This window comes from Pseudomonas sp. GW531-T4 (assembly GCF_017349615.1).
In the GTDB taxonomy this organism is placed as follows: Bacteria; Pseudomonadota; Gammaproteobacteria; order Pseudomonadales; family Pseudomonadaceae; genus Aquipseudomonas; species Aquipseudomonas chlororaphis_I.
Genome location: NZ_JACMZT010000055.1, coordinates 15,841 through 34,997, shown reverse-complemented (window position 1 = coordinate 34,997; position 19,157 = coordinate 15,841). Strand labels below are relative to the sequence as shown.

Here is a 19,157-nt window from a genome sequence, read left to right as displayed (position 1 = left end):
AAAAGCGTTGAGTTGCAAAATTCGGGGGCTCGGCGCGGGTTCCGCTGGGGAGGCTTTGCTGCCGGCTTGGTGGCTAATTTAGGGCTCAAAACAAAAAGGGACAATCCAGCAAAACCGAGAATCATTGATTCCAAAACAGGGACAATTCAAAAACTGCCGCAACGCCCACCGCGAACGGCATCTGCAGCCTGCCTGCCCGCGCAAACGGCCGAATGCAGCACAGCCGTACAATCCCCGCGCCCTGTAATAGGCAACCATGCTTCGCCTCGATCCGATGGCCACGCCGAGCGGACGCCGATTGACCGAAGGCATACCGGCAGCTGCCGGAACCGCGGCCAGCCGCGTCCTGGGCCACCCACCTTGACGCGGGACATAAGCATGCTGCTTGCCTCGAAACACCTCACCGCCCCCGGGCCGCTGCGCCTGCGCCTGAAGCTGCTGTGGCTGCTCGCCTTGCTCAGCGGCGGCGCCCCGGCGCTGGCGGCACAGAGCTCGCAAGACACCCCCGGCTTCCTCGAGGGGGCGAGTCTTGAAGTGCTCAGCCGCAACTTCTACCTCAACAACGACTATCGCTCCCCGACCCCGGCCGGCAAGAGCTACAAGCAGGAATGGGCCCAGGGCTTCATCGCCTCGTTCGAGTCCGGCTTCACCCCCGGCACCATCGGCGTGGGCGTCGATGCCCACGGCTTCCTGGGCTTGAAACTGGACGGTGGCAAAGGGCATTCCGGGACGGGCCTGTTGCCGCTGGATCATGACGGGCGCAGCGAAGACAGCTACTCCAGCGCCGGCGGCGCGCTGAAGCTCAAGGCTTCGCGGACCACCCTGGCGCTCGGTGAAATGACCGTGGCGACCCCGGTGTTCGACACCGCCGACAAACGCCTGCAACCGGAATACACCAGCGGCCTGCTGCTCTCCAGCCGTGAGCTCGAGGGGCTCGACCTGCAGGCCGGTCACTTCAACGCCTTCAAGAACCAGGACGCCTCCACCGCCAAGGGCGACTTTTCCGGCTACGGGGCAACCACCCGCCACGCCAGCATCGATTTCATCGGCGCCGACCTGTTCGCCGGCCAGGCACTGGGCGGCGCCCTCTACGCCTCGGAGCTGAGCGACACCTGGCGCCAGTACTACGCCAACCTGCATGCCAGCCTTGGCCAGCTGTTCCTCGACGGCAACCTGTACCGCACCCGCGACCAGGGCCAGGCCGCGGCCGGCGCCATCGACACCACGGCCTACAGCCTCTCCGGCAAATACCGGATCGATGCCCAGGCATTCACCCTGGCCTATCAGAAAATCCACGGCGACACGCCCTTCGACTTCGTCGGCGGCGACTCCATCTACCTCGCCAACTCGATCAAATACGCCGACTTCAACGGCCCCGGCGAACGCTCCTGGCAGGCGCGCTACGACCTCGACCTGGGCGCCCTGGGCATTCCCGGCCTGAGCTTCATGGCCCGCTATGTGAGCGGCCGCGGCATCGACGGCAGCCACGCGCCCCAGGGCGGCGCCTACAACCCCTTCGACAGCGCCAGCGGCACCTACAGCCCGCAACAGGGCCGGGGCGGACGCCACTGGGAACGCGACCTGGACCTGCACTACATCGTGCAGTCGGGCCCGGCCAAGGACCTGTCGCTGCAACTGTCCCACGTCAGCCACCGGGCCAACGCCGCCCAGGCCGGCGACGACATCGACAGGCTGTACATCGTCATTCAGTACCCGCTCAAGCTCGGGCCGTTCTGATCCTGCACGGCGGGCCGAGCCTGCTCGGGCCATGCGCCGGGAAGCGCCGTTGGCAGCAGCCACATGACGGCTAACCCAAGGCATGGGCCACCTGCGCGTCTGCCACCGTCGCGTCCCGCAACACCCGCGCCAGCAGGGCGCCGGGCTGGGCGCCCGAGACCCGGGTGTCGCCGATGCGAAAGGCCGGCAGCACCCCGCCCGACCAGTCCGCGGCATCGCATTTGTGGCGCTGCAACGCGGCCAGTCCTTCACCACCGCGCAGGTAGTCGAGCAGCCGCTCCTGCTCGCGCTTGCCGTCCCCGCCCAGCTCCGCGAGCACCCGCGCATCGCCGATATCGCGGCCCTCGCAGAAATAAGCGCGGAAGATCCGCGCGAACAGCGCGGCGCAGTCGCCACCGCGCGCAGCCCGCTCGAGCATCAGGCTGTGCGCCGGGTCGCTGTCGACCAGGCGCTCGATTCGCTCGAAGGCAAAACGCAGCCCCAGCGCCTGGCCGGCCCGGGTGATCTGCGCTTCGAACAACCGGCTGCGCGCCAGGCTGCCGAACCGGCGCCGGGCGTACTCGCCCTGCTCGATGCGGCTGGCGGGAAGGTCGAACGTGGAGCGCCTCGGCACATAGACGATCGGCCGTGGCCGGTGCGCGGCCGCCATGGCCTGGCGCAGGTTCAGCTCGCCGATCCAGCACCAGGGATTGATGAAGTCGTACGCCAGATGAATGACGTTACCCATAGCGACCACCTTGCTTCTACCCATGATGGCCAGACTCTAGGCGCGCACCTGTCGGACGAGTAGCCACAGGGCGCGCAACGCTGTCTTGCTCAAGACCCGAGCGAGGCTCAGGCGGCGAGGATTTCCTCGAGGAACTCGATAAACACATTGATGCGGCTGGAGCCGCGATGGTTGGGCAGGTACAGCGCGTTGATGCAGGTGCTGGCGGTGCCGGGATTGACCTCGTACTGCTCCAGCACGCGGGTCAGGCGGCCCTGGCCGACATCGTCGCGCACCAGCCAGTCGGCCAGCAGCGCCACGCCGCCACCGGCCAGCGCCGCCTCGCGCAGGATGTCGGCGTTGTTGCTCTGCAAGCGGCCCTGCACCCCCAGGCGCTGGGGCTCTTCGTCGCCCTGGAAGGTCCAGTCCTGGTGCACGCCGCCATAGTCGAAGCGCAGGCACTGGTGCTCCAGCAGGTCGCTCGGCTGGCGCGGCAGGCCGGTGCGTGCCAGGTAGTCGGGGCTGGCCACGACCCAACGCTGGAAGTCGCCGATCTTCTTGCTGACGATGTCATCGCTGACCACCGAGGAGCCGAGGCGCACCGAGACATCGATGCGCTCGCTGATCAGGTCGCTGACCCGGTCGCTCAACGACAGGCTGATCTCCAGCCCCGGATGGCGTTCGAGCAAGCGCCCCAGGTGCGGGGCGATGATGCGCCGGCCGAACTCCACCGGAACGCTGGCCCGCAGATGCCCCTGGGCCTCGCTGCCACGGTCGGCGACGCTGGCGTCGGCTTCGTCGATGGCCTCGAGAATCGCCACGGCCTTGTCGAAATAGGCCTGTCCGGCGAGCGTGACACTGGTGTTGCGCGTGGTGCGATTGAGCAGGCTGGCGCCCAGCTCGCTTTCCAGCCCCGCCACCTGCCGCGTCACCGACGACGTCGACAGGCCGAGCTTGCGCGCCGCCGATGAGTAGCCGCCACAGCGCACGGTTTCAACGAACATCTTCAGCGCCAGCAACTTGTCCATAAGCCGATTCCGCGAGCGAAAATTGAAGCCAGGGACTATGCCTGAGCACGCACCGAGTGTCTTGTACGGTTGTGCTCAAGCACCGTGACCTGCGCCTGCTCCTTCGCCCCGGACCCTCAGCCCTGGCGGTAGTGACGGAGCAGAAACAGCAGCAGCGCCAAGCCAGGGACCGCGGCAATCGAGGTCGCCGACAGGCTCCACCCCACCTGCTCATACAGCGGGCTGGCCACCAGCGAACCCAGGGCGCCGCCGACGAAGATGCTGGTCATGTACACCGCATTCAGGCGCGCCCGGCTGTGCGGGTCGATGGCGTACACCTCACGCTGGCCAAGCACCATGTTCAGCTGCACGGCAAAATCCAGCAGCACCGCGCACACCACCAGCCACAGGTAGCCACTGCCCGGCAGCGCCCCTATCAGCAGGGACAGCGGTGCCAGCAACAAGGCCACGAGAGTGCCGCGCTGGCCATGCCCGGCGTCGGCCAGCCGGCCGGCGATCGGCGCCGCGATCGCCCCCACCGCGCCCACCAGGGCGAACACCGCCACCTGCGCCTGGCTGAAGCCGTGCTGGCGAATCAGCTCGATGGGCACGATGGTCCAGAACAGGCTGAAGCTGGCGAACAACAAGCCCTGGTACAAGGAGCGCTCACGCAGGCCGGCATGACGGCGCGCAAGGGCGAAGACCGAGCCGATCAACTCGCCATAGGAGGACTGATGCGTCGGCATGCGCCGTGGCAGGGCAACGGCCATCACGCAGGCGATCACCGCCATCAGGCCCGCGGCGCTGAAGAACACCCCGCGCCAGCCGAACGCCTGGGCCAGCAGGCTCGACAGCGGGCGCGACAACAGAATGCCCAGCAGCAGCCCGCTCATGATGTTGCCGACCACCCGCCCGCGACTTTCCTCGGGCGCCATGTGCGCGGCCAACGGCACCAGAATCTGCACCGCCACCGAAGTCAGGCCGATGAGCAACGACAGCGCCAGGAACAGCGAAGGCGACTCAGTAAAGCCCGCGGCGATCAGGCACAGGCTCACGGCGAGCGTGAACCCCACCACCAGGCGGCGGTTTTCCATCAGGTCGGCCAGGGGCACCAACAGCAGCAGGCCCGCGGCGTAGCCGAGCTGGGTCAGCGAGACAATCAGGCTGGCATGGGCGTTCGACAGGCCGATCTGCGGGGCGATCAGCTCGACGATCGGCTGGGCGTAGTAAAGGTTGGCGACGACCGCGCCGCAACAGAAGGCCAGCAAGGCCACCAGGGCGCCAGAGAGGGTGGCGGGCCGTTCGCCCTTCAGCGCCGTGCTGGCCGTCGTTGCAAAGTTGCCGGTAGGCATGATGAAACCTCGTTCGCGTGGAGAAAAGTTTCGCCAAGGCTAGGCGCGACGCTCAATCGGGAGAATCCACTGCCGGGGCAATTGAGCGATGCGCATCACGCAACGATCCCGGCGTTGCCGATGGCGCAAAAGGTCTTTGCGCGGTTTGCCAATACCGCCGTCCACCCCCCTTCTCTACCCTTGGGCACTTGCCACGGGGCGGTCCGTCACCGCTCTCCTCAGCGGCTCAAGGAGACTTCCATGACCTCGACTGCATCACTGTCCGCCCGCGCGGATTCCACGGACCAATGAAGGGTGACCCGATGAACGCCAGGCAGTTGTGGCTGGGCGCCGTGGTGCTCGCCACGGCAGGCGCGATAGGCGCCGCGCTGTTGATGTGGCGCCCGGCGATCGCGCCGGCCGAACCGCCACAACGCTTCGATGCCGCCCAGGTGCAACGCGGCGCGCGGGTCGCCGAAGCCGGCGATTGCGCGGTGTGCCATACCCGCCCCGGCGGCCGCTACCTGGCCGGCGGGCTGGCGCTGGTGACGCCGTTCGGCACGCTCTACAGCACCAACATCACCCCGGACGCCGGGACCGGGATTGGCCAATGGTCATTGCCGGCCTTCGAGCGGGCGATGCGCGAAGGGGTCGCCCGCGACGGGCACTTGCTGTATCCGGCCTTCCCTTACGCCTACTACCGGCGCATGACGGACGGGGACATCGCGGACCTCTACGCCTATCTGATGAGCGGCCCCGCCGTGCATGCGCCGGCCATGCAGAACCGGATGAACTTCCCGATGAACATCCGCCCGCTGGTGTCGTTCTGGAACCTGCTGTTCCTGCACACGGAGCCCTTGGCGCCCATGGCGCAGCAATCCGCAACCTGGAACCGTGGCCGCTATCTGGTCGAAGGCCCCGGCCACTGCGCCGGCTGCCATTCTCCGCTCAACCCGCTGGGCGCCGAGCAGTCCGCCCAGCATCTTGCCGGCGGCAGGGTGGACGGCTGGCAGGCGCCGTCCCTGCTGGGCCTGGCCAACCGCGCCGCGCCCTGGAGCCGCGAGCAACTGGCGGGCTACCTGCGGGCGGAGGTGGTCGAGGGCCATGGCACCGCCGCCGGGCCGATGCGACCGGTCAGCCTCAGCCTGGGCAACATGCCGGGTAGCGACGCCGAGGCGATTGCCGACTACCTGCTGAGCCTCAAGGCCCCCACTCCCGCCGCACCCGCTGCAGCCACCGCACGCCCCACCGAAGTGGTCGAGCAGGCGCCTGGCGCCCAGCTGTTCCAGAGCGCCTGCGCCGGTTGCCATGGCCCGGCCGCGCCGATGCGCCAGATCGATGGGCGCCCGGCCCTGGAGCGGACATCGGCGCTGCATGCCTCAAGCGCGCGCAACTTTCTCAAGACCGTGCTCGAAGGCGTGCCCGCCACCCCGGGGTTGCCCGGCCCGGTCATGCCGCCCTTCGCCGCCAGCCTGGACAACCAGCAGCTGGCGGCGCTGGCCTCGTTCCTGCGCGAACAGGCCAGCCCGGGCCAGCCGTGGGCCGACCTTTCTTCCACCCTTCACGAATTACGCCAGGAGGCGCAATGACCCACATGACCCTCAACGTCAACGGCTCGTCCCATGCGCTGGAGCTGGAGCCCGACATGCCGTTGCTGTATGCGCTGCGCAATCACCTGGGGCTCAACGGCGCCAAGTACGGTTGCGGCCTGGGACAATGCGGAGCCTGCACCGTGCTGGTGGATGACCAGCCGGTCTTTTCCTGCCTGACGCCCTGCAGCGGCCTGGAAGGCAAGGCCGTCCGCACGGTGGAGAGCCTGGGTACGGCGGAGCGCCCGGGGCCTTTGCAAAAAGCCTTTATCGAGGCCCAGGCCGCCCAGTGCGGCTACTGCATCGCCGGCATGCTGATGCGCGCCCAGGCGTTGCTGGAACGCGACCCTCATCCGGACGAAGCCACCATTCGCGAGCATATGGCGAGCAACCTGTGCCGCTGCGGCACCCACCTGCGGATCATCGACGCCATCGGCCGCGTGGCCAGGCAAGAGCGGAGCGCGCCATGACCCGGCACCATGAAGTCGACCAGGGGCGTCGCGCGTTCCTGCGCGGTGGCGCGCTGGTGCTGGCGTTCACCCTGGTCCCGGCGGCGCGCCAGGCGCTGGCCGACAGCGAAGTCGATACCCTCGGCACGGTAGTACTGGCGCCCGATCTGCCGGGCAGCCTGCGCACCAATCCCTACCTCGATGCCTGGATCCGCGTCGCGGCCGAAGGCGTCACCGTCTACACCGGCAAGGCCGAATTGGGGACGGGGGTGAAAACCGCGCTGTTGCAGATTGCCGCCGAACGCCTGGACCTCGCGCCAGGCGCGATCACCCTGCTCAGCGCGGACACCGCCCTGACGCCCAACGAAGGCTACACCGCCGGCAGCCACAGCATTTTCGACAGCGGCACGGCCCTGTTCAACGCCGCGGCCCAGGTCCGGCAATTGCTGCTGGCGTCGGCCGCGCGCAGCTGGGCCGTGGACGCCGCGCTGCTGACGACGCACGAGGGCCAGATCCAGGGCCCGGCCGGGCAACGCATGCCTTATGCCGAGGCGGTCAAGGGCGTGGACCTGCACCACTATGCGCAGGCGCAATCGCCCTCGATGCCACCGTCTGCGTTCAAGCTGATCGGCCATTCGCTGCCGCGCCTGGATATCCCGGCCAAGGTCAGTGGCGGCGCCGCGTTCGTCCAGGACCTGCGCCTGCCGGGCATGCTGCACGCCCGGGTGATCCGCCCGCCCCGCCCTGGCTGCCGCCTGGAAGCCTTCGATGCCGAGGCGATCAAGGCCCTGCCCGGCGTGGTGCGGGTGGTGCAGGACGGCAACTACCTGGCGGTGGTCGCCCGGGATGAGTGGCAAGCCATCAAGGCGATGCGCAGCGGCTATGAGCAGGCCCGCTGGAGCGCTGGAGAAGCGATCCCCGAAGCGCGGGACATCCACGCGCTACTGACCCGCCTGCCCGCGCGCCGCTACCCGATCAGCCATGAAGGCAACCCGGCGGCCGGCGCCCGCACCAGCTATCGCGCGCGGTTCAGCAAGCAGTACCTGATGCACGGCTCCATCGGCCCGTCCTGCGCCGTGGCCTGGTTCAAGGACGGTGTGCTCACGGTCTGGACCCACACCCAGGGGGTCTACCCGTTGCGCGCGGGGATCGCCGAGATGGTCGGGCTGGCGCCGGAGCGGGTGCGCTGCATCCACACCGAGGGCTCCGGGTGCTACGGCCACAACGGCGCGGACGACGCGGCGGCCGATGCCGCATTGATCGCGATGCGGCTCGCCGGCTCGCCGGTGCGGGTGCAGTGGATGCGCGAGCAGGAAAACCTCTGGGAGCCCTACAGCAGCGCCATGCTCACCGAGGTCCAGGCCAGCCTCGACGCCCAGGGCCGATTGCAGGACTGGGCCTATGAGCTGTGGACCACGCCGCACAACGAACGCATCGTCAATGCCGGCCGCTTGATTCCCGCGCGGCTGTTGGCCCGGCCATTCGTTTCCGCGCCGTCGATCCCCATCGCCCAGCCCGAAGGGGATGGCGATCGCAATGCCGTGCCGCTGTACAGCCTGGCGTCCACCCGCATCGACATGAACTTCGTCACCCGCATGCCGTTTCGCACCTCCGCCATGCGCTCGCTGGGGGCCCACATCAATATCTTCGCCATCGAAGCCTGCATCGATGAACTGGCCGCCCGGGCCGGCGCCGATCCGGTGGCCTTGCGCCTCGCCCACCTGAGCGACCCGCGGGCACGGGCGGTGGTCGAACGGGTGCGGGACGCCAGCGGCTGGCCGCACAAGGGCAAGGAGCCCGGCGCGGGCATCGGCTTTGCGTTTGCCCGCTACAAAAACATCATGGGCTACTGCGCCATCGCCGTCCTGCTGCGGGTGCATCCGCAGACCGGCGAGGTGCAGCTCGATCGAGTGGTCACGGCAGTGGACGTGGGCCAGATCGTCAACCCCGATGGCCTGCGCAACCAGGTGGAAGGCGGCATCGTGCAGTCCGCCAGCTGGACCCTGTTCGAGAAGGTCGGCTACGACCCGGGGGGTGTGCGCAGCTACGACTGGAGTGGTTATCCGATCCTGCGTTTTCCACAGTTGCCCCGGCAGGTCGAGGTGCATCTGCTCGATCAGCCGGGACAGCCGTTCCTCGGCGCCGCCGAGATCGTCCAGGGCCCCATGGCCGCCGCCATCGGCAATGCCGTGGCCAATGCCACCGGCCGGCGCTGGCTGAACCTGCCGCTGACCCGCTCCGAGCAGCCGGCCTAACCCGGAGTCCAGCCGCCGCTTCGGCGGCGGTCCTTTCGCACGCTGCCAAGGCATCGAGGAGCGAGCGGGCCAATCGCCGCGCCCGCCGTCGACTGCCCGCTCGCCGCGTCATGCATCCGTCGCCGTTCAGGGCGTTGCGTTTCACGCAATGCAGCGTAGAGCGGCGGCTGGATTATCAGCCACGGCCCGGCGGATTAGGTTAGTGCCCAACAAAGACACGCAAACCGGCAATCACCTGTTGTTCAACCAGGCACCGTCCGCCTGAGCACCCACGGCATCTCGATCGATGCCCTCATAAGGAAATACCCATGACCCAGCACCTGTTCCAACCCCTTGCGGTCGGCCCCTACACCCTGGCTCACCGCGTGGCCATGGCCCCGCTGACCCGCTCCCGCGCCGGCCAGCCGGGCGACCTGCCGACCGCCATGAACGCCGAGTATTACCGGCAGCGCGCGAGTGCCGCGCTGATCGTTACCGAGGCCACGCAGATTTCCCGCCAGGGCCAGGGCTACGCCTGGACCCCGGGGATCTACAGCGATGCCCAGGTGGCGGCCTGGCGCCAGGTGAGCAGCCAAGTGCACGAAGCCGGCGGGCTGATTTTCATGCAGCTGTGGCATGTGGGGCGTGTCTCTCACCCGAGCTTCCAGCCCGATAACGCCCTGCCGGTGGCGCCCAGCGCCCTGCCGGTTCCAGGCAAGACCTTTATCGTCGACGACGAGGGCAACGGCGTCTGGGGCGATGTGCCGGTGCCGCGCGCCCTGCAAGTGGCGGAGATCGCGCAGATCGTCGACGACTATCGGCGCGCGGCGCGCAACGTCCTGAAAGCCGGCATGGACGGCGTGGAAATCCACGCGGGCAACGGCTACCTGCTCGACCAGTTCATCAACAGCAACAGCAATCAGCGCACGGACCAGTACGGCGGCAGCGTGGAAAATCGCGCCCGGCTGTTGCTGGAGGTCGTGGCAGCCGTCGCCGATGAGGTGGGCGCCGAACGCGTGGCGGTACGCCTCACTCCCATGGGGCGCTTCATGGGCATGGGCGACGCAACGCCCGAGGCCACTTTCGGCCATATCGTCCGCGCCCTGAACCGCTGGCCCCTGGCCTATCTGCACCTTGTGGAACCGGCCGTGGTCGGCACCGTCAAGGACGAGAACTTCGACCCACGCTGGGACGCGATCATCGGGCAACTGCGCACGGAGTGGAACGGCGTGCTGATGCTCGCCGGCGGCTACGATCCGCAATCGGCGGAGCAGGCCCTGGCCGCCAACCGCGCCGACCTGATTGCCTTTGGTCGCCCCTTCCTGGCCAACCCCGACCTGCCCCGGCGGATCCGCGACGGGCTGGCGCTGAATGCCCCCGACCCAAGCACCTTCTTTGGCGGCGACCAGCGTGGATACACCGACTACCCCGTTCATCCATAAGGAGCGATCCCGGTAACCCTGCTCCCGGGCTTATCGAATCGGCCGCGCTTGCGGGGGCGGCCGATACCCGGCGTGCAAAGGGCCGCTTCGGCTTATCGGGGTTCCTCGGGGCCGGTTCCGCCCGCCGGGCCGGACGCGATAGCCTGCCGCAGCGTTTCCAGTGTCGCGGGCTTGAACAGAATCTGGTCCATCCCGGCGGCCATGCATCGCTCCACCGCACTCGCCTCGATACTGGCCGTCAGGGCAATGATGCGACAGCGTGGCAGGCTGCTGTGGGATTCCTCCCAGCGGATCCGCCTGGCGAGTTCGAAGCCGTCCATCCTCGGCATCATGCCGTCCGTGAGCACGATGTCGAAGTCCGCGCTCAACCAGCGCTTGAAGGCTTCCTGCCCATCTTCCGCGACCACCACTCGATGCCCCAGGGTTTCCAGCTGGGTGTTGAGGGTCACGCGATTGAAGGCATTATCTTCGGCCAGCAAGATGGACAACGGAGGCACGTCGGCAGAAACGGTCGGGTCCTGCTGCGCCGCTTCGCCCTCGACAGCGGCTGGAGGGTCACAGATGGGCAGGCTCAATTCGAGGCTGAAGCAGGATCCTTTGCCAGGTTCGCTACGCGGCTTGATCTGGCCCCCCATCAATTGCACCAGGCGGCGGCTGATGTTCAGCCCCAGGCCGCTTCCGGACGCCTGCCCCGCGCCTGGCACGCCCACCTGGGAGAAGGGTTTGAACAGCTTGTCCATGTCTTCGGCGCCAATGCCGATGCCCGTGTCGATGACATCGAGGTCCAGGCGCAAGCTGTGCCCTTCACGACGGGTGCGGGCCTGGAGGATGACGCCGCCGCGCTCGGTGAACTTGATGGCGTTGCCGAGCAGGTTGAACAGCACCTGCTTGAAATGCAGCGGGTCCAGCAGCACCCATGCCTGCAGATCGCCTTCGACCTTGACGTCCAGGGTGAGGCCTTTTTGTCGCGCCATGCCAGTGACAACCGAGGCGACGCCTTCGATCTGCTGGTTGATGAGCACCGGCTCAGGAAACGAATCGATCTTTCCGGACTCGATGCGAGCAATATCCAGCACATTGCCCAGCAGCGACAAAAGCCCCTGGGCCGCTTCCTGGGCCACGGACAGGGATACGCTGTCGGCCTCCCCCTGTTTCGCCCGCAGCAGCGCGAGCTCCTGCATGCCGATGATCGCGTTCAGCGGCGTGCGTATCTCATGGCTCATCGTCGACAGGAAGACACTCTTGGCCTGGTTGGCGGCCTCGGCGCGCTCCTCGGCGGCCCGGGTCCTGCGGACCTGGCGTCGCAGGTAGAACGCCCAGATCAGCGAGATGGCGATCAGGGTCGCGAAGAGCCCGCCCAGCTGGAGAATCTTGTCGCGATGGTCGCGCCAGAAGTCGCTCCCGCCCCTGGCGAAGCGCGGCGCCCAGGCCTGGACTATGTCCGCGACCTCTTCCGGCGTGATTGCCAGCTGCGCCTTCTCCAGGATGCTGCGCAACTCCGGCTGGTGCTTCGCCACCCCGATGCCGATGGGCGTGGAGATGTTCTGCAGGATCCCGGTGACCTGGATGCGATTGTCGAAATACTGGGCCGACAGATAGCGACCGGTGTAGTCGCTGCTCAGGTACACCTCGCTCTGCCCCGAATCGACCGAGCGCATGGCCTCGAGGAACGTGGGGTATACCTTGAGCTGAATCGCCGGATAGTCGCGTCTTATCGTATCGATGAAAAAGTAGCCCTCACCCGTCGCCAGGGTCTTCCCATTCAGATCGGCAAGCCCGGTGAAACGCCGGCCGGCGTGACGACCAGCACTGGTCGCGGTCATCAATACGGTGGAGCTGCGCAGGTACGGCGACAAGACATCCAGTGGCGTCTCGAACAGCTCGGACTGAGGCATGGCCGGGGTCAGAAGCGCCCGCCCCTCGGCGATGAGCCTGTTGGTTTCGAGGGTGTTTGGCGTGCCCAGGTAGGCGAACTTCAGGCCACTGCGCTGGCTGATCAATTCCAGGTAGTCGCGGCCAATGCCGGTGACGCTGCGGTCCCGTCCCAGCTCGCCCAGCGCCCCGAGCGAGTAATTGATGGCCACGGGGACCTGCGGGTGGCTGTCCAGCCAGCGCTGTTCCGCGGGCGTCAGCTTCACGCGCGCTTCGTCGATGCTCAAGCGGCGGCCGGCGCTCCAGCTGCGCAGGATGTCTTCCCCATAGCGCCTGGATATCCTCGGTATCGCCCGGTCGATGATGCCCCTCAGCGTCTCGTCTCCCGGACGCAGCAGGAAGCGGAAGCCCTGGCTGTCGACGGGAGCGAAGTTGTCGATGCGCAGGCCCAGCAGGTAATGGGTTTGCATCAGGTAATGCGAGGACAGGGCATCCCCCAACACCGCATCGACGTCCCCCAGCACCAGCGCTTCGAGCGCGCGTTGAGGCGAATCGAAAAACTCCACCTGGCTATGGGGGTAGGCCTCCCGTACCGCCTGTTCCTGAAGATAGCCGACGGTCATTCCCAGCACGGTACCGGCTTGATTGGGGTCGAAGGGCTGGGCCTGCGAAGTCACCAGCACCGGGCGGTCGGGCAGGTAGGCCTCGCTGAGCAGCAGGCCATTTTCCCGGCCTTCGACATCGCTGCCCGCGCCCAGCAGGTCGATCTCGCCACTGCGCAAGGCCGCCAGCGCGGATGCCCGCGACGAGTAGGCGCGCACCTGCGGTGGCCATTCGAACATCAGGGCCAGGTAGTCGGCGGTGATGCCCTGGTAGCGATCGCCATAGAACACCGACAGGGGCGGATAATCGAGAAGCACCACGCCGACCCTGAGCGGCCCTCGCCCTTCCAGCCACTGCCGCGCCTTGGCGTCCAGCCAAGGGTGACTGCTTGTGGTCATGCGACCGGACAAGGTGATGTCTTGCGCATGAACCGGAAATATCGGTGAAAGAATACCCAGCAACAGAATGCCAATAGCTGCGAGGGACCTCAGTAGCATGGGGAACCTTCCTTGAGGTACTTGCGAAACCTGGGGCGGCGGACGCGACCCGGCAGGCAGCCCCTGGGAAGTCGTCGACAGTCTTGGGTATTTGCCGGGAATTTTAGGCCTTAGTGGCGCGCAGCGACATAGAAACCAGCAGACAGCGGGTATGGCTGCGTTTGTTTTCTGTCATACACGATAGCCGCGGCATTGCAGTAACCACCCCCGTTGCGAGAGGCTGCGCCGTCAAGGCACAGCCCCCCGACGCAAGCTCATGGCCTCAGGACAACTCGTATTGCTGACGGTTGTTCAATACCCGTTGAGCCTGTTCGCGGTCCAGGTCGCCGACCTTATCGGCCACCACCACGGTGGCCACGCAATTGCCAATCAGGTTGCCCGCCGCGCGTGCCATGCCGATGAACCAGTCGATCGACAACACCAGCACCAGGCCGATCACCGGAATGCTGGGGACTGCGCTCAGGGTCGCCGCCAGGATCACGATGGCCGAGCCCGGCACGCCGTGCGCGCCCTTGGAGGTCACGAGCGACACCCCGAGCACCAGCAGCAGGTCACCTATCGACAAGGGGGTATTGGTGGCCTGGGCAATGAAGACCACCGCCAGGGTCAGGTAGATCGAGAAGGCATCGAGGTTGAACGAATAGCCGGTGGGTACCACCAGCCCCACCACTGATTTTTTTACGCCCAGGACTTCCAGCTTGCGCATGATCTGCGGTAGCACCGAGTCCGAGGAGGCGGTGGCCAGGACGATAGTCAGCTCCTCGCGCAGGTAGGCAATGAACTTGAACACGTTGATCCCGGCATAACGCAACACCGCCCCCAGGATCACGAACACGAAGATCAGGATCGAGGCGTAGAACAGCACGACCAGGGAAATCAGCTGCTTCATCGAACCGACACCGTACTTGCCAACGGTGTAGGCCACCGCCCCTAGCACGCCCAGGGGCGCCAGCCGCACGATCAGGCCCATGGCCTTGAACAGCACCTTGGAAATATCGTCGATGAACGAGGTCACGCGCTCCGCGCTTTTACCCCCCACCAATGCCAGGCTGATGCCGAACAGCAAGGCAAAGAACAGCACCTGCAATACATCGTTGCGGGCCAATGCATCGATTGAGGTGGTGGGAATGATGTTCAGGATGAACGAACCGATGCCGCTGCCCTGGAGCTTGTGGGCATTCTCCGAATAGCTGCTCATGGCCCCGGCATCCAGGGTCGTGGTGTCGATGTTCATGCCATGCCCGGGCCCGAACACGAACGCCAGCAGGATGCCGAGAGCCAGGGCAATGGTGGTCATGATCTCGAAGTAGATCAGCGCCACGCCCCCTACCCGCCCGACGTTTTTCAGGTCGCCCGTACCGGCGATCCCATGCACCACCACACAAAAGACGATGGGTGCGACGATCATCGAAATCAGCTTGAGAAAACCGTCGCTGAGCACTTTCAGCTTTACCGCGAAATCAGGCACCAGTACGCCGAGCACAATCCCCAGCAACAGGGCCAGCAACACCTGCGAAAAGAGTGATCCATACCAGGCCCTGGCCGGTGGTTTGACTGCGCTCGCAGCATTTGAGTCGTGGTTCATGATGTTTCTCCGTCAAGAATCAACCGAGTCCCTGGCGGGTCGACAACGCTGTCGACCCGCGGACTGCCCCCTCTTCAGCGACTCAGGTCGACGTCTGCCCGGTTGAATATCGGGTGGCCGAACCACAGCGAAGCCGCTTGAAGAATGCATCGTGCATAGCAGCCCCCATGCCACTTCCCGCGGAAAATCATGGATTTATCATTTACCGATCGAAAAACAAGGTCTTACAGGTCTGACCAGTCTAGGAAGCTGTGCGACTCGTCAGTTTTCTCCAGACTCGCAATCGTGCGCAGGTGGAGGCCCATGCCTCAAGACAGCGCAATCTCCCCCGCCGCCCGGGCCATGGAAGCGTGCACGAACGCTCTGAAATGGGGAGTTCAAGCCGTGAGCAGGACTGCTCGGCAACAAGGATGGCAGATGGATGAGCCCCTTCATCGAGACCCGATCCAGCTTGCAGCAGGTATCCCGGCGGCGGCCAGCGCCGCTGGCGGCAGGTTAGCAACAACCCTGGCGGGTTGTCGGCCGACGTACCTGACCGTACACCGCCAGGCAATGCACCTGGCTGACCCAATGGCTGGGCACGGGCGTCCAGGACTGGGGGTCGTTGCCGGCCTCATCGGTCGATTGAATCACCTCGCCCTCCAGCAGCGGGCGATAACCTGGCGGTGATGTAGGCCGACCGCCAATAACGCTGCCCGCCACCAGGCCTGGGGCACCATCCGAAGGTTGTTGCGTAGAGCGCTTCGAATCCATATCGCTGAACTCCTGTGGGGTGAAGTTCAAGCGCAAAGCAAAACGCGCGCCACAGACTTGCTCAGGCAGGTGCGAAAACTAATGCGACGAGACATAGACAGATGGCGTGGATGGCGCAGGCAGCGCATAGGTCGCCTTCATCCATTCGATCTCCGCCTGGGGCGTTCGGCCGAAGAAGCGTTTGAACTCGCGGCTGAATTGCGAGGCGCTTTCGTAGCCTACGTTGAAGGCCGCCGTCGAAGCGCTCATGGCGTTGCGCAGCATCAGCAGTCGCGCCTGGTGCAAGCGCGTCGACTTCAGGTACTGCATCGGAGAGGCGTTCGTCACGCTGCGAAAGTGCAGGTGAAAGCTGGGCACGCTCATGCTCGCTTCCCGGGCCAGGGACTCCACGTCCAGGCGCTCCTGGTAGCAACTGTGGATCTTGCGGATCGCGCGAGTGACCTTGCCGAAGTGCCCCTGGAGATTGAGCGCGGCACGCATCGAGCCGCCCTGCTCGCCCGTCAGGATGCGGTAATAGATTTCCCGCACCAGCGACGGCCCGAGTATCTGCGCGTCACCTGGAGCACTCATCGCCTCGAGAAAACGCAGTGTCGAGGCGCGCAGCAGATCGTCCATCGGCGAGGCATACATCCCCTTGGGCTGGGCGTCGCTGGGCCCGAGGGCTTCATCCACTTGCAGCATCAACTCGCTGGCCACCTGCAAGTCGAGACGCATGTAGACCGCCAGCATGGGCTCTGCCTCGCTGGCGTCGGTCTCCATGGTGAACGGCACGGGGACCGACACCACCAGGTAATGCTGGGCGTCATAGACATAGACGTCATCACCCAGGTAGCCACGCTTGCGCCCTTGGCACAGGATGACGATGCCCGGGTCATACAAAACCGGGGTACGGGTCAGGGGCCGGTTCGAACGCAGGAAGCGGATATCCTCCAGCGCGCTGAGGTTGTAGCCCTCGATCGGCGCCAGCTTTTCCATCAGCTGCACCATGCGCGAGGTCTGTGAGTCGGCCTGATTCATTGACAGCCCCTTGGCTGACCGTTCAACCATCGGTCGAACGGCTCAGCGCTTCCCATTGATCGATTTCTCTGGCCGCCTGCTCCAGCCTGCCGCGCACCAGGCCCAAGGCATCGCTGCCCAGCAGCAGGTGTGCGGGTGGCGTCGGACTGGCGATGACCTGCAGCATCGCTTGCGCGGCTTTGCGCGGGTCGCCGGGCTGTTTGCCGCTTTTCTCTTCCCGCGCTTTGCGCACCGGGTCGAAACTGGCGTCATAGTCGCCAATGCTCCGTGGCGTGCGCTGCATCGAACGACCGGCCCAGTCCGTGCGAAACGAGCCTGGCGCCACGGCGGTCACGAAGATATTGAACGGCCGCAGTTCTTTGCTCAGCGTATCGGAGATACCTTCGAGCGCAAACTTGCTCCCGCAGTAGTAGGCGATACCCGGCATGGTGATGGTGCCGCCCATGGAGGTGATATTGAGAATGTGACCGGCACGCCGCTTGCGAAAATATGGCAGGAACGCCTTGGTGACCGCGACCGCGCCGAACACATTGACGTCGAACTGGCGACGCAGCTCCTCCAGCGGCGACTCTTCGAAGATGCCCTCATGACCGTAGCCGGCGTTGTTGACCAAGACATCGACCGGGCCATGAGCGGCTTCGACAGCCGCGACCAGGCTGTCGATCCGCTCGAAGTCAGTGACATCCAGAATCACCCCATGGGCACGATCCACGGAAAGCGCCTGAAACGCCTGCAAGGCCGCTTCATTGCGCACAGTGCCGATAACCCGATGCCCCGCGGCAAGCGCTTCCCGCGCCAGCGCATTGCCAAAGCCGCTGCTGACACCCGTGATAAATAGGGTTTTTATGCTGTTCATGGCGAGCTCCGATAGAGAGGGACGAGGCGGCCATGCTATCCAGGGAAAACCCGGTCACCTATGCCGGTTTGTCTTTGAGCATTGCCTATTCCTATCAGGGTCAATAGTTAAGTGGGTAGTCGCCGATCTCCGCTTCCGCGAGTCAGGTCCGCTCCAGCGCGGCAAAAGGGAAAGAAGCAAAAAGCCTCGGAACAACTAAGCAAGTTCGTCGTAGGCTATCGAGGGAAAAGCGCCCTGCCTCAAAATCCGCTCTAGTAAAAAGTCACGTCATGCCAAGGCTGCTACATCCAAACGAGTCTTGAACCAAGGGATGACGGAAAACAGACAGAGAAATGCACTTAAAACCACTGGATACTGCTGGAACGCAGCCGACGTCAGTGGAATACCGCACAAACGAAAAAAGGACCCGAAGGTCCTTTTTTCGATCGCTGCAGAGCTAAGTGGAACTCTGTAGCGCTATGTTTGGAGCGGGAAACGAGACTCGAACTCGCGACCCCGACCTTGGCAAGGTCGTGCTCTACCAACTGAGCTATTCCCGCGTCTTGGTGGTGTGCATTCTATAGAAATTCGAAACTGCGTCAACCCCTTGATTCAAAAAAGTTTTATTTCTTTTCCACATCGGTCTTCAGATGCGGCCAGGCAGCGCGCAGGTACTGCAGCATGGACCACAGGGTCAGCCCTCCTGCGATCAGCAACAGGGCATAACCCAGCAGCACCCAGAAAGTGAAGGCCGGCGGGTTGGCCAGCAGGATCACCAGCGCCAGCATCTGCGCGGCGGTTTTCCATTTGCCCATGTTGGATACCGCTACTTGCGCGCGGGCACCCAGTTCGGCCATCCACTCGCGGAGGGCGGAAACGACGATTTCACGTCCGATGATCACCGCCGCCGGCAGGGTCAGCCACAGGTTGCCGTGCTCTTGCACCAGCAGTACCAGGGCCACCGCCACCATCAACTTGTCGGCCACCGGATCGAGGAAGGCCCCGAACGGCGTGCTTTGCTCCAGACGCCGCGCCAGGTAGCCATCGAGCCAGTCGGTGGCCGCGGCAAACGCGAAGACGGAACTGGCGGCCATGTAGCTCCAGTTGTAAGGCAGGTAAAACAGCAAAATGAAGATCGGGATGAGCAGAACGCGTAGAACGGTGATCAGATTAGGGATATTCATCGGCACAACTGGCTACGAGGTGAGTTGGCAATCTACTCGAAAAAGACAGCAGATGAGCTAGGCACGGCCATTCTACGGGCTTCTCGCACAGCGTGTCTAACACTGTTCCAACACGTTGAACCCCTCGAAAGCGCAACTTCCCGGGGCCTGCGCGAGCAGGACAAGACTCAGTTCGCAAACCTGCTGGAACCATCATCTGTAGACGTAGTGCGGCGGCCATACAGATTTTCCAGCCAGACTCTCAGCCTTCGCCAGACTCCATCCAAGTTCAGAATCGTCCTAAAGCCTTGCCCATCGCCGCTTGCTAGGTTTGCGG

General features: G+C 65.2%; 14 protein-coding genes and 1 tRNA gene. 5 read left to right on the top strand and 10 right to left on the bottom strand.

Annotated features, from left to right (window positions below; all coding sequences use genetic code 11):
• The first annotated feature begins 378 nt into the window (after nt 1-378).
• The gene (locus J4D28_RS27850; RefSeq protein WP_103331780.1) at nt 379-1,737 is read left to right on the top strand and encodes an OprD family porin; all 1,359 of its coding nucleotides are present in this window, start codon (nt 379-381) and stop codon (nt 1,735-1,737) included.
• A gap of 70 nt (nt 1,738-1,807) precedes the next feature.
• Here the strand turns inward: J4D28_RS27850 and J4D28_RS27845 are convergent, their stop codons facing one another.
• The 3 genes from J4D28_RS27845 to J4D28_RS27835 all read right to left on the bottom strand — a co-directional run bounded on the left by J4D28_RS27845 (nt 1,808) and on the right by J4D28_RS27835 (nt 4,802).
• Nucleotides 1,808-2,464 carry a DsbA family protein gene (locus J4D28_RS27845; RefSeq protein ID WP_103331781.1) on the bottom strand — a complete coding sequence of 219 codons (657 nt, stop codon included), beginning with the start codon at nt 2,462-2,464 and terminating at the stop codon, nt 1,808-1,810.
• 107 nt (nt 2,465-2,571) lie between these two features.
• On the bottom strand, nt 2,572-3,471 hold the full coding sequence (locus J4D28_RS27840; RefSeq protein WP_016703082.1) for a LysR family transcriptional regulator: 900 nt from the start codon (nt 3,469-3,471) through the stop codon (nt 2,572-2,574).
• A gap of 116 nt (nt 3,472-3,587) precedes the next feature.
• Nucleotides 3,588-4,802, bottom strand: a complete 1,215-nt coding sequence (locus J4D28_RS27835) for an MFS transporter (RefSeq protein ID WP_016703083.1) — start codon at nt 4,800-4,802, stop codon at nt 3,588-3,590.
• Nucleotides 4,803-5,104: 302 nt separating this feature from the next.
• On the opposite strand from J4D28_RS27835, the gene J4D28_RS27830 reads away from it, so the two are divergent.
• From J4D28_RS27830 to J4D28_RS27815, 4 genes are all read left to right on the top strand, one after another.
• A complete protein-coding gene (locus tag J4D28_RS27830; RefSeq protein ID WP_103331782.1) occupies nt 5,105-6,370 on the top strand; it encodes a c-type cytochrome in 1,266 nt (421 codons plus the stop codon).
• Nucleotides 6,367-6,840, top strand: a complete 474-nt coding sequence (locus J4D28_RS27825) for a (2Fe-2S)-binding protein (protein WP_053269348.1) — start codon at nt 6,367-6,369, stop codon at nt 6,838-6,840. Before J4D28_RS27830 ends, J4D28_RS27825 begins: the two co-directional genes overlap by 4 nt.
• On the top strand, nt 6,837-9,074 hold the full coding sequence (locus tag J4D28_RS27820) for a molybdopterin cofactor-binding domain-containing protein (RefSeq protein WP_103331783.1): 2,238 nt from the start codon (nt 6,837-6,839) through the stop codon (nt 9,072-9,074). Before J4D28_RS27825 ends, J4D28_RS27820 begins: the two co-directional genes overlap by 4 nt.
• A gap of 308 nt (nt 9,075-9,382) precedes the next feature.
• Nucleotides 9,383-10,495: an alkene reductase gene (locus tag J4D28_RS27815; RefSeq protein ID WP_103331784.1), complete on the top strand. Its 1,113-nt coding sequence runs from the start codon at nt 9,383-9,385 to the stop codon at nt 10,493-10,495.
• A 92-nt stretch (nt 10,496-10,587) separates the two neighbouring features.
• On the opposite strand, the gene J4D28_RS27810 is transcribed toward J4D28_RS27815, so the two are convergent.
• The 7 genes from J4D28_RS27810 to pgsA all read right to left on the bottom strand — a co-directional run bounded on the left by J4D28_RS27810 (nt 10,588) and on the right by pgsA (nt 18,841).
• Entirely contained in the window at nt 10,588-13,467 is a 2,880-nt protein-coding gene (locus J4D28_RS27810) for an ATP-binding protein (protein ID WP_103331785.1), read from the bottom strand.
• 262 nt (nt 13,468-13,729) lie between these two features.
• On the bottom strand, nt 13,730-15,052 hold the full coding sequence (gene dctA / locus J4D28_RS27805; protein WP_016703088.1) for a C4-dicarboxylate transporter DctA: 1,323 nt from the start codon (nt 15,050-15,052) through the stop codon (nt 13,730-13,732).
• Nucleotides 15,053-15,547: 495 nt separating this feature from the next.
• Complete coding sequence (locus J4D28_RS27800; RefSeq protein ID WP_124304015.1) at nt 15,548-15,805, bottom strand: hypothetical protein; 258 nt, start codon at nt 15,803-15,805, stop codon at nt 15,548-15,550.
• A 78-nt stretch (nt 15,806-15,883) separates the two neighbouring features.
• The gene (locus tag J4D28_RS27795; RefSeq protein ID WP_041986023.1) at nt 15,884-16,822 is read right to left on the bottom strand and encodes an AraC family transcriptional regulator; all 939 of its coding nucleotides are present in this window, start codon (nt 16,820-16,822) and stop codon (nt 15,884-15,886) included.
• A gap of 22 nt (nt 16,823-16,844) precedes the next feature.
• Nucleotides 16,845-17,678: an oxidoreductase gene (locus J4D28_RS27790; RefSeq protein WP_016703090.1), complete on the bottom strand. Its 834-nt coding sequence runs from the start codon at nt 17,676-17,678 to the stop codon at nt 16,845-16,847.
• Between the two features lie 463 nt (nt 17,679-18,141).
• Nucleotides 18,142-18,217: transfer RNA gene (locus tag J4D28_RS27785), tRNA-Gly, on the bottom strand.
• Between the two features lie 63 nt (nt 18,218-18,280).
• Nucleotides 18,281-18,841, bottom strand: coding sequence for a CDP-diacylglycerol--glycerol-3-phosphate 3-phosphatidyltransferase (pgsA, locus tag J4D28_RS27780; RefSeq protein WP_009049612.1), 561 nt, complete (start codon nt 18,839-18,841; stop codon nt 18,281-18,283).
• Nucleotides 18,842-19,157 lie beyond the last annotated feature (316 nt).

Excerpts from the sequence above, each read along its gene's own strand:
- J4D28_RS27840 (WP_016703082.1), bottom strand. The coding sequence starts at position 3,471 with ATGGACAAGTTGCTGGCGCTGAAGATGTTCGTTGAAACCGTGCGCTGT.
- J4D28_RS27810 (WP_103331785.1), bottom strand. The coding sequence starts at position 13,467 with ATGCTACTGAGGTCCCTCGCAGCTATTGGCATTCTGTTGCTGGGTATT.
- J4D28_RS27835 (WP_016703083.1), bottom strand. The coding sequence starts at position 4,802 with ATGCCTACCGGCAACTTTGCAACGACGGCCAGCACGGCGCTGAAGGGC.
- J4D28_RS27820 (WP_103331783.1), top strand. The coding sequence starts at position 6,837 with ATGACCCGGCACCATGAAGTCGACCAGGGGCGTCGCGCGTTCCTGCGC.
- J4D28_RS27800 (WP_124304015.1), bottom strand. The coding sequence starts at position 15,805 with ATGGATTCGAAGCGCTCTACGCAACAACCTTCGGATGGTGCCCCAGGC.
- J4D28_RS27815 (WP_103331784.1), top strand. The coding sequence starts at position 9,383 with ATGACCCAGCACCTGTTCCAACCCCTTGCGGTCGGCCCCTACACCCTG.
- J4D28_RS27825 (WP_053269348.1), top strand. The coding sequence starts at position 6,367 with ATGACCCACATGACCCTCAACGTCAACGGCTCGTCCCATGCGCTGGAG.
- J4D28_RS27790 (WP_016703090.1), bottom strand. The coding sequence starts at position 17,678 with ATGAACAGCATAAAAACCCTATTTATCACGGGTGTCAGCAGCGGCTTT.
- J4D28_RS27850 (WP_103331780.1), top strand. The coding sequence starts at position 379 with ATGCTGCTTGCCTCGAAACACCTCACCGCCCCCGGGCCGCTGCGCCTG.
- J4D28_RS27795 (WP_041986023.1), bottom strand. The coding sequence starts at position 16,822 with ATGAATCAGGCCGACTCACAGACCTCGCGCATGGTGCAGCTGATGGAA.
- J4D28_RS27830 (WP_103331782.1), top strand. The coding sequence starts at position 5,105 with ATGAACGCCAGGCAGTTGTGGCTGGGCGCCGTGGTGCTCGCCACGGCA.
- dctA (WP_016703088.1), bottom strand. The coding sequence starts at position 15,052 with ATGAACCACGACTCAAATGCTGCGAGCGCAGTCAAACCACCGGCCAGG.
- pgsA (WP_009049612.1), bottom strand. The coding sequence starts at position 18,841 with ATGAATATCCCTAATCTGATCACCGTTCTACGCGTTCTGCTCATCCCG.
- J4D28_RS27845 (WP_103331781.1), bottom strand. The coding sequence starts at position 2,464 with ATGGGTAACGTCATTCATCTGGCGTACGACTTCATCAATCCCTGGTGC.